Origin of the sequence: Brevibacterium sp. (genome assembly GCF_031179145.1) — a bacterium.
In the GTDB taxonomy this organism is placed as follows: domain Bacteria; phylum Actinomycetota; class Actinomycetes; order Actinomycetales; family Brevibacteriaceae; genus Brevibacterium.
This window is the reverse complement of record NZ_JAPSIB010000039.1, coordinates 1-9499: the sequence shown is the minus strand read 5'-3', so window position 1 is coordinate 9499 and position 9499 is coordinate 1. Positions and strand designations below refer to the sequence as shown.

The window sequence follows — 9499 nt, the reverse complement described above, 5'->3', positions numbered from 1 at the left end:
CATGAGAGGAATGTGCAAGAGTGACGACAACCGAGAAGAAGCCCCGCCGTCTCGTCATCGTCGAGTCCCCGACGAAGGCGCGCACGATCGTCGGGTACCTCGGCGAGGGTTATGACGTCGAGGCCTCGGTGGGCCACATTCGTGACCTTCCGACTCCGTCCGAACTGCCTGCCGACATGAAGAAGGGGCCGTACGGCAAGTTCGCCGTCGACGTCGACAACGGATTCGACCCCTACTACCGGATCGACCCGGGCAAGAAGAAGAAGGTCGCCGAACTCAAACGCCTCCTCAAGGACGCCGACGAACTCTACCTCGCAACAGATGAGGACCGCGAGGGTGAGGCGATCGCGTGGCATCTCCTCGAAGTGCTCAAGCCGAAGGTCCCCGTCAAGCGCATGGTGTTCCACGAGATCACCCCCGAGGCCATCAACCGCGCCCTGGAGAACACGAGAGAGATCGACGATGCGCTCGTCGACGCTCAGGAGACCCGGCGCATCCTCGACCGCCTCTACGGCTACGAGATCTCTCCGGTCCTATGGCGCAAGATCCGTGCAGGCCTGTCCGCCGGCCGTGTGCAGTCCGTGGCGACTCGTCTCGTGGTCGAACGCGAACGCGAACGCATGGCGTTCGTCGCCGCCGACTACTGGGACCTCGACATCGATCTGGGTCTGCCCGATGGCACCAGCCCCTTCGCGGCGAACCTCGCGACCCTCGACGGGGCACGTGTCGCGTCGGGGCGGGACTTCGACGACGCCGGCAAGCTGAAGAACGCCTCCGCCACCGTCGTCGATCAGGCCCGGGCGGAAGAGCTCGCGGAACTCCTCAACGGGTCGAAGAAGGACTCGCTGACCGTCACCGCGGTCGAGTCGAAGCCGTACTCCCGCAAACCTGCAACGCCGTTCACGACCTCGACGCTGCAGCAGGAAGCCGGCCGCAAGCTGCGCATGAGCGCTCGCCAGGCGATGCGCACCGCCCAGTCGCTGTACGAGCACGGGTACATCACCTACATGCGAACCGACTCCCCGGCGCTGTCCGGACAGGCGATCGCCGCTGCCCGGAAGCAGGTCACCGAGCTCTACGGGCCGGAGTTCGTCCCGGAGTCCCCCCGGGTCTACAAGGGCAAGCAGAAATCGGCGCAGGAGGCCCACGAGGCGATCCGGCCCGCCGGTGACTCCTTCCGCACTCCCGCGCAGGTGTCGAAGGCGCTCAGCGGCGACGAGTTCCGTCTCTACGACCTGATCTGGAAGCGCACCGTCGCCAGCCAGATGGCCGACGCGAAGGGCAAGACGGCGACCATCAGGGTCCGGGCCGACCTCGGCGACGGTCATGAGGCCGGCTTCACCGCCAGCGGCACCGTCATCACCTTCCGCGGATTCCTCGCCGCCTACGAGGAGGGCCAGGACGCGGGTCGCTATGACTCGAAGTCCGGCGAATCGCGTCTGCCGCAGGTCGAGGAGGGCCAGGCCCTGAGTGTGGTCAAGGCCGAAGCCGACGGGCACACCACCGCTCCGCCTCCGCGCTACACGGAGGCGAGCCTGGTCAAAGCGCTCGAAGAGCTCGGCATCGGCCGACCCTCGACGTATGCGTCGATCATCTCCGTCATCCAGGACCGCGGATATGTCACCAGCCGCGGCAACGCACTGGTTCCCAGTTGGCTGGCGTTCTCCGTCGTGCGGCTGCTCGAGGAGCATTTCACGGGACTCGTCGACTACGAATTCACCGCGGACCTGGAAACCGAGCTCGACCGCATCGCCGCCGGCGAGGAGGACCGCAAAGCCTGGCTGGCACGGTTCTACTTCGGGGACAAGTCGCACGATCGCGAAGGGTTGAAAGAGGTCGTCGACGACCTCGGCGACATCGACGCCCGCGAGGTCAACACCGTGCGCATCAGCGAGGGAGTGGCCCTGCGCGTGGGTCGTTACGGACCCTACCTCGAGGTCAGCGGCTCAGCCGAAGGCGAGGAGCCGAAGCGCGTCTCCGTGCCCGACGACCTGGCACCCGATGAGCTCACCGCGGATAAGGCCGCCGAACTCATCGAATCCCAGGGCGACGGCGACCGCGAACTCGGTGTCGACCCCGAGACCGGACACACGATCGTGGCGAAGACGGGTCGGTTCGGTCCCTACGTCACCGAGGTGCTGCCCGAGTCGGAGGAGAAGCCGAAGCGCGGAGCGAAGAAGGCCAAGCCGCGCACCAGCTCCCTGTTCAAGTCGATGGACCTGGCGACCATCGACCTCGACACGGCGCTCAAGCTGCTCAGCCTCCCTCGCGTCGTCGGCCAGGACGAAGAGGGCACTGAGATCACCGCGCAGAACGGCCGCTACGGCCCGTACCTGAAGAAGGGCACGGACTCGCGGTCGCTGACCGACGAGGAGCAGATCTTCACCATCACCTTGGACGAGGCGCTGAAGATCTACTCCGAGCCGAAGCAGCGCGGCGGCCGCCGCGCGACGGCGCCGCTGAAGGAGCTGGGGGAGGACCCCGAGTCGAAGAAGCCGATCGTCGTCAAGGACGGGCGCTTCGGACCCTATGTCACCGACGGGGAGACCAACGCGACCCTGCGCAAGGACGACGACGTCGAGACGATCACACTCGAGCGTGCCGCGACCCTGCTCGCCGAGAAGCGGGCGAAGGGACCGGCGAAGAAGAAGACGACCACGCGCAAGGCTCCGGCGAAGAAGACGACGGCGGCGAAGACGACGGCGGCGGCGAAGAAGACCACCGCCAAGAAGTCGACGACCGCCACGAAGTCGACCACCGCCACGAAGTCGACGACCGCCACGAAGTCGACCACCGCCACGAAGTCGGCGGATACCAAGCCGAAGACTCCCTGAGAGTCAGCGCTCCTCCGTCAGGAGCCCCCGGTCAGGCGCTGGAGGCGTTGGCGAACGCCTCCAACGCCTGACCGTCGAGTCGGTACGTCTCCCATTCGTCCTGGGCCTTCGCACCCAGTGAGCGGTAGAACCCGATCGAGGGCTCGTTCCACTTGAGCACGCACCATTCGAGTCGGGTCAGACCCCGGTCCCGGCAGTGCTGGGCGAGGCGGCCGAGCAGTGCCTTGCCGGCTCCGACGCCGCGATGGGCGGGATTGACGAAGAGATCCTCGAGCCAGATGCCGTTCTTCCCCGTCCAGGTGGAGAACGTGTAGAACCAGATTGCGATGCCGATGATCTCGCCGTCGACCTCGGCGACGAATCCGTAGGTGTTCGGGCGCCCGTCGGCGGGGAACATCACCGCCGCGAAGTCGTCCTGCGTCGCCTCGACGGCATCAGGTTCCTTCTCGTACTCGGCGAGCGCATGGACAAGCCGCAGGATGTCGGGCAGGTCGTCCTGGGTCGCCTCCCGCACGCGGAAGTCGGGCGTCGAGGTGTTCTCGGTCGTGAGGTATGCGCTGTCTGTCATGAGATGCAGTGTATCGACCGCATCCATCCGCGAGGTCAGCTGCCTCAGAGCGCGTGTCCGCGGACCTGCTCGGGCAGTCGATCGAGCTCCTCCGCGGTCGGCATGCCCGTGGTGAGGGCATAGGCCCTGGCGAAATGCTCGGTGAACGCCTCGGCGACGGCATCGACCGTGACCCCGGGGTGGACCTCACTGATCGATCCGCCGGTAGACGGATCCCAGTCGACTCCCAGAGCCGCCTCGACGTCAGTGAGCACCGCCCGGATCGGGTCCGGATCCTCGACGACGACGGAGGACGAGAACAGCCAGGCCCCCGAGACGACGCGCTGCGCGGTCCCGATGGCCTTGATCCGCCCACCCACATTCACGCTGTGCTCACCCGGGCAGTACTCGCCCGGAATCTCGCCGAGGCGGGCGTCGACACCGATGCCGCGCAGGACGTCGACGTATTCCTGCCCGAACCCCGAGAACCGGGCGTTCGTGTCCTTGATGAAGGCATCGCTGGGCTCGATGTGGTCGATGACGAGGGAGCCCGGATGGTAGGCCGCGGCGCGACCTCCGAGGCTGCGCAGGGCCGGGGTGAAGCCGTGGTCGCGCGCCGCTTCGATCGCAGCGGCGAAGCCGGGCAGGAACCGGTCCCGGGCACCGAATGCGACGGTCGGGGCCGGGCGATACATGCGCAACGTCGCACCCCGCCGCCCGCCTTTGACGGAGTCGAGCAGGATCCGTGCGAACGCCAGCTGTTCGATGGCATCGAGTCCGGAGGTCTCGACCGCGGTCAGGGCCTTCAGGGCAGTCGGGGTCTGTGCGTGCACGAGAACCAGATTACTCTCGTCCGCCGCTTCCCTGGATTCCCAGGAGTTCCAGCGGTTCCAAGAGTTATGTCAGTCGGGGCGGATATTGTTGTCCTGTGAGTATGTTGACGACTTCAGGACATCGACTTCCAGGCGCCCCCGGCCGGTTGGTCACCGAGACCGCCGCTTGGGGTGCCCTCATCGTCCTCGGCGCGGTCGGCTATGTCGTGGCGGGTACGAGCGGGATGCTCGTCACCCTCCAGGGGAAACCGTATGCCACGGTCGCCGAGGCGCTGGTTGCGGGTGAATTCGACAACCGTCTCGGCAGTCTCTCCCTGCTCATCGTCTTCGTCCTGGCCGGTGCCGGCCTGTTCATCCCCGGCCACGTCTTCGCGACGAAAGGACCGGCCCCGCGCAAGATCGCGCTGAGCGCCACCGCGGTTCTCCTCGCAGCGCTGCTGATCGTGCTCAGCTTCGTTCCGAGTGCCTGGCTGACCTGGGTCGGTGGCCTGGTGCTCGGCGGGCTCGTCGGACTCCTGATGAGCTTCAATCCCTTCGCGAACCGGAAGCCGTGGCGCAGGGTCGGGGTCCCCGCGGCCTTTCTGGTCTTCCTCTCCTGTTCCTTCCAGATCCTCGGCGGCGCGGATGCTGGAGCGCATGCCCTCAAATGGATGAGCGTCGTCGTCGGCATCGCGGCCGCGGTGGGCGCTGTCATCATCTATCTCACTCCCGAGCGTGCCCTGCACGCCGAGGCGTCGGCGACGGGAGCCTTCCCCGAGGTCAGGGCGCGCATCTCCCGACCACCGGCCACGGTGGCCAATCCCTGGGTGTGCGTGGCCCTCTTCGCCGTGCTGGGAGCAAATTTCATCCTGGCGCAGCCGACAGCGATCGAGAACAGCTTCGGCCAGGCCGGATTCGCCCTCATCCTCGTGTGCTCGCTGCTGGGCTGGGCCATCGGCTTCGAAATGGGCCCGACCTTCGCCCCCGGGATGTCACGGCCGCGGGTCTCGGCATTCGCCCTGATGGTGTCGGGCATTCTCCTCGTCGCCACCGGCGCCATCGACGAGCTGTCGGGAAAAGTCGTCCTGTCGTCCGTGGTCGCATACCTGGTCGGAATCGGGGTGCGCTCACAGCCCTATGACTTCTCGCGCCGGGTCGGCGCGGTGGCCGGCGCCGTCGTCGCCCTCGCCCTCAACGCGCTCGACATCTCAATCGTGGTGCCGCTGAGCGGGGCCACGGACTGGGCGATCGCTCCCAGTGAGGTCGCCTACGGGGTGATGGGGCTGGCCGCCCTGATCGCGGGCATCATCGGTCTCTTCATCTTCGACCCGCACCGTCTGCAGGGCCTGGCCGTGGATATCGTGCATGGCTTCCGTCCGCCCAACGGAGCCGGGGACCACGGCAGCGGCGAGGGGATCGCCGCAACGTCCGACCGCCTCGGCGCAGGCTTCTTCATCGCCATCGAAGGCGGAGACGGCTCCGGCAAGAGCACCCAGATCAAGCGCATCTCACATGCTCTGGCAGACGAAGGCTACGACGTGGAGTCCACTCGGGAACCGGGCGGCACGGAGTTGGGCCGCCGCATCCGGTCGGTGCTCTTCGACGCCGAGCCCCCGGCCCCCCGCGCCGAAGCCCTCCTGTTCGCCGCCGACCGCGCCCACCACATCGCATCCCTCGTCGACCCCAGCCTCGAGTCCGGCAGCATTGTCATCACGGACCGCTACATCGATTCGACCATCGCCTACCAGGCGGCGGGCCGACAGTTCGACTCGGAGACGATCCTGGCGCTCAACAGGTGGGCGACTCAGGGCCTGATTCCCCACCTGACGATCGTTCTCGACATCGAACCCGAGGTGGCTGCGGCGCGGATGGGCAAGAGGGCGGAGAACAACTACCTCGACGAGGAGAACCAGCAATTCCACCAGCGGGTGCGCCAGACCTACCTGTCCCGCGCCCATGAGGATCCCTCCCGGTACGTCGTCCTCGACGCCTCGGTGAGTCAGGACGAACTGACCGAACAGATGCTGGCAGCCATTCGCTCCCGGCTGCCGCGAGAACTGGGTCGGGTCCGGGGCGCAGCAGGAGCGACCGCGATCGGTGCCGCCGGAGCGACCGCTATGGGCGATGAGTCAGTTGCGACTGCCATGGGCACCGATGAGGCACCTGCGACCGCGCGCTTCGACGCCGTCGATTCCGGGGACGCCGTCGACTCGAGCGTCGGGGCTCACCTCGGTGTGGACAGGGGCGAACGCGAGCCGCGGGCGGACCTCGGCGCCGACCTCCGGGCGGACCACGGCTCTGCTGCTGCAGAAGACGCTTCCGCGCCTCGCGGCAGTGCGCACGTCTTCGATCCCGAGGAAGACGGTGGGCGCGAGACGGACAGTTCCCGCAGCGCGGACGGCACCGGCGACTCTGACGACCCAGTCGACTCTGCCGACTCCGAGAGCACCGAGGACCGGTGGTCCGAAGAGGCATCGACCACGGTGATTCCCGCCCATGGCTTCACTCCGAGTGCGCCGCTGGTCGGTGAGGACGACGACGAGGACAACGTGCCCACGACCGTCATCGAAGAACGCAGGAAACGGGAAGAGGACCGTTCCGGCGGCGACACCGGTGGCGACGAGGCGGACACGACCGTGCTGCCCACCCGCAGCCCTCGGCAGATGAGCCGCGAGCGGCTCCTCGCTCAGGCCGAGATCGAACGGCAGGCCAGAGAACGGTTGCGGCAGCAGCGGGAACGCAATCAGAATCGTCTCCACGACCCGGAAGGTTCCTGAGTGAGCGTCTTCGATGAGCTCGTCGGGCAGGACGACGTGGTCAGACAGCTCGACTACGCCCTCCACACGCCGGGCGCCATGACCCATGCCTGGATGTTCACCGGCCCTCCCGGATCCGGACGCTCGAACGCGGCTCGAGCGTTCGCCGCCGCACTGATCTCCGGGGGCACCGCGCCCAACGACGTCACGGCTCGAGTGCTCAGAGGCCACCACGAATCATTGACAATCATGTCGACGCAGAAGTCGGTCATCGCGATCGACGAGGTTCGGGAGCTCGTCTCGAAGGCTCAGTCGGCTCCGGTCAACTCCGCCTGGCGGGTGGTCATCATCGAAGACGCCGATCGGATGACCGAGCGCACCGCGAATGTCCTGCTCAAAGCGATCGAGGAACCGCCCCCTGCCACCGTGTGGCTGCTGTGCGCGCCGAGCCCCATCGATGTGCTCACCACCATCCGGTCCAGATGCCGGCCCGTGCGGCTGCGGATCCCCTCCCGGGAGGCAGTGGCCACGCTCCTCATCGAACGTGATGGCGTGGACGAGGGCAGGGCGCGCTGGGCGGCCGCCGTGGCGCAGAATCACATCGGGCGCGCCAAGTACCTGGCGCGCAGCGATTCGGCGGGGGAGGAGCGACGGAAGATCCTCGAGATCCCCGACAAACTCACGTCCGTCGGAGCGACGATCCGTCTGGCAGGTCGCATCGTCGACGACGCGGCCGAGACGGCGAAGGCACGGGTCGAGGACCGCAACCGGGACGAACGCCGCGCACTCCTGACCAGCTTGGGAATCGAGACGGAGAAGAGCATCCCACCGTCGGCCAGATCTCAGATCAGACGGCTCGAGGAAGAGCAGAAGCGGAGATCGGTGCGTGCCCGCAACGACGAACTCGATCGGATCTTCCTCGAGCTTATGAGCCTCTACCGCGACATCCTCATGTACCAGCTGGGGATCCGCGAGGGATGGATCAACGCCGGAGAGGGCGACCTCATCGCCAAGCACGCGAACCGCGACGGTCCCGACACGACCCTGCTGCGCATCGACGCCATCACCGAGGCGAGAAGACGACTTCAGACCAACATGTCGCCCGTCCTCATCGTCGAATCGGCGTTCGTCCTGCTGTCCAACCCCTGGCTGCTCGACGCCTAGGAATCATGCCCGCGAGCCGTCGTCAGTCTTCGGCGAGCAGCTCTCCGACGAGGGCCCGGGTCAGCTCGACCCGCCGCGGGATCCACAGCTGCAGCGCGTGCTCGGTGCGGGCATGCGAGCCGCCGCCCACCGTTCCCAGACCGTCCAGGGTCGGGGTCCCGATGCCGGCGGTGAAATTTCCGTCCGACCCTCCGCCGACCGCGACCGACCGCAGCGGCGGGTGGCCGAGCGTCGATGCCAGCCGCTGCGCGCGGGCATAGAGCCCCATCGCCATCTTCTGCTCGAGGGGGGCCCGGTTGATCCCGCCCTTGACCTTGACCTTCGCCCCGGCCACCGTCGGCTTCAGCGAGGTGAGGATCTCATCGATCCGGGTCTGTTCCTCCACGGTCGCAGCACGGGAGTCGATGCCGACCTTCGCCTCGGCGGGGACCGTGTTGGTCGTCGATCCGCTGTGCATGACGGTCGGGACCACCGAAGTGCCCGCCGAGGGATCGTGGAGGGCCGCGATCCTCACCACCTGATTGGCCACCTCGAGGGTGGAGTTGATGCCCTTCTCCGGTTCGACTCCGGCGTGGGCCGCGCGGCCGGTCACCTCGAGGGAGTAGATGGCCACTCCCTTCCGGGCGATCTTCACCGCGCCGTCGGGAGCACCGCTTTCGAATACGAGCGCAGCGCGGGCGCCGCGGGCCTCATCCTCGATGATCCGACGCGACCCGGGGGACCCGAGCTCTTCGTCGGCCGTGATGAGCAGGCTGACTCCGTCGAGGTTCCCACGCTGGAAGCGCAGACCGGCCAGCGCATAGAGCGCGATGAGCAGGCCACCCTTCATGTCATCGGTGCCGGGTCCGCGCACCACGCCGTCGGAGACGGAGTAGGGGAACGTCTCGAGCGTCCCCGTCGGCCACACCGTGTCGTGATGCCCGATGAGGACCACCTTCCGCGGTCCAGAGCCGAAACGCCACAGGAGATGCGGCCGCGAATCGGTTTCGATGATCCGCGGAGCTGATCCCAGCAGCCCGGTGCCGATGCGCGAGATCAGGTGGGCGCTGCGGGCCAGGGCCTCCGGATCCCCGGTGAACGACTCGCATTCGATGAGTGCTTGGAAGTCACTCATGAATTCCTTCGAGTCGAGCTCGGCCACCGGGATCTTCCTTTCAGTCTGTGAATATTGCTCGCTCCAGACTACCGGGTGGCCGTTCCCTCCTTCGCGGCAGACCCCGAGTCGATCTTCGCCGCGGGATTCTGGGCAGCGGCGCGCCCCGGCATGAAGAATGCCGCCACGATCGCGAGCAGAGCCAGCCCCAGGGCCACCCAGAAAGCGGCCACGATTCCCGGCAGCAGACCGGGACCATCGATGTCCGGCCCGGTCACCCGCAGCGCCGTCAC

Annotated in this window: 7 protein-coding genes; 3 read left to right on the top strand and 4 right to left on the bottom strand. The window is 67.2% G+C overall.

Translation table 11 applies throughout. The features are described from left to right. Positions 1 to 20: 20 nt before the first annotated feature. Positions 21 to 2834 (top strand): type I DNA topoisomerase, encoded by a 2814-nt coding sequence (gene topA / locus RIT73_RS17045; protein WP_309133301.1) that lies wholly within the window; start codon positions 21 to 23, stop codon positions 2832 to 2834. A gap of 31 nt (positions 2835 to 2865) precedes the next feature. Here the strand turns inward: topA and RIT73_RS17040 are convergent, their stop codons facing one another. Further along, on the bottom strand, positions 2866 to 3402 hold the full coding sequence (locus RIT73_RS17040; RefSeq protein WP_309133300.1) for a GNAT family N-acetyltransferase: 537 nt from the start codon (positions 3400 to 3402) through the stop codon (positions 2866 to 2868). Between the two features lie 44 nt (positions 3403 to 3446). After that, entirely contained in the window at positions 3447 to 4214 is a 768-nt protein-coding gene (locus RIT73_RS17035; protein WP_309133299.1) for a lipoate--protein ligase family protein, read from the bottom strand. A gap of 101 nt (positions 4215 to 4315) precedes the next feature. On the opposite strand from RIT73_RS17035, the gene tmk reads away from it, so the two are divergent. Next, on the top strand, positions 4316 to 6970 hold the full coding sequence (gene tmk / locus RIT73_RS17030) for a dTMP kinase (protein WP_309133298.1): 2655 nt from the start codon (positions 4316 to 4318) through the stop codon (positions 6968 to 6970). Further along, positions 6971 to 8113, top strand: coding sequence for a DNA polymerase III subunit delta' (locus RIT73_RS17025; RefSeq protein ID WP_309133297.1), 1143 nt, complete (start codon positions 6971 to 6973; stop codon positions 8111 to 8113). It abuts the gene before it with no gap. Positions 8114 to 8135: 22 nt separating this feature from the next. Here RIT73_RS17025 and RIT73_RS17020 read toward each other — a convergent pair whose 3' ends face one another. Then, on the bottom strand, positions 8136 to 9227 hold the full coding sequence (locus tag RIT73_RS17020) for a M20/M25/M40 family metallo-hydrolase (RefSeq protein WP_309133296.1): 1092 nt from the start codon (positions 9225 to 9227) through the stop codon (positions 8136 to 8138). A gap of 68 nt (positions 9228 to 9295) precedes the next feature. Further along, positions 9296 to 9499, bottom strand: a 204-nt coding sequence (locus RIT73_RS17015; protein WP_309133295.1) for a hypothetical protein, incomplete at its 5' end; no start/stop codon positions are given.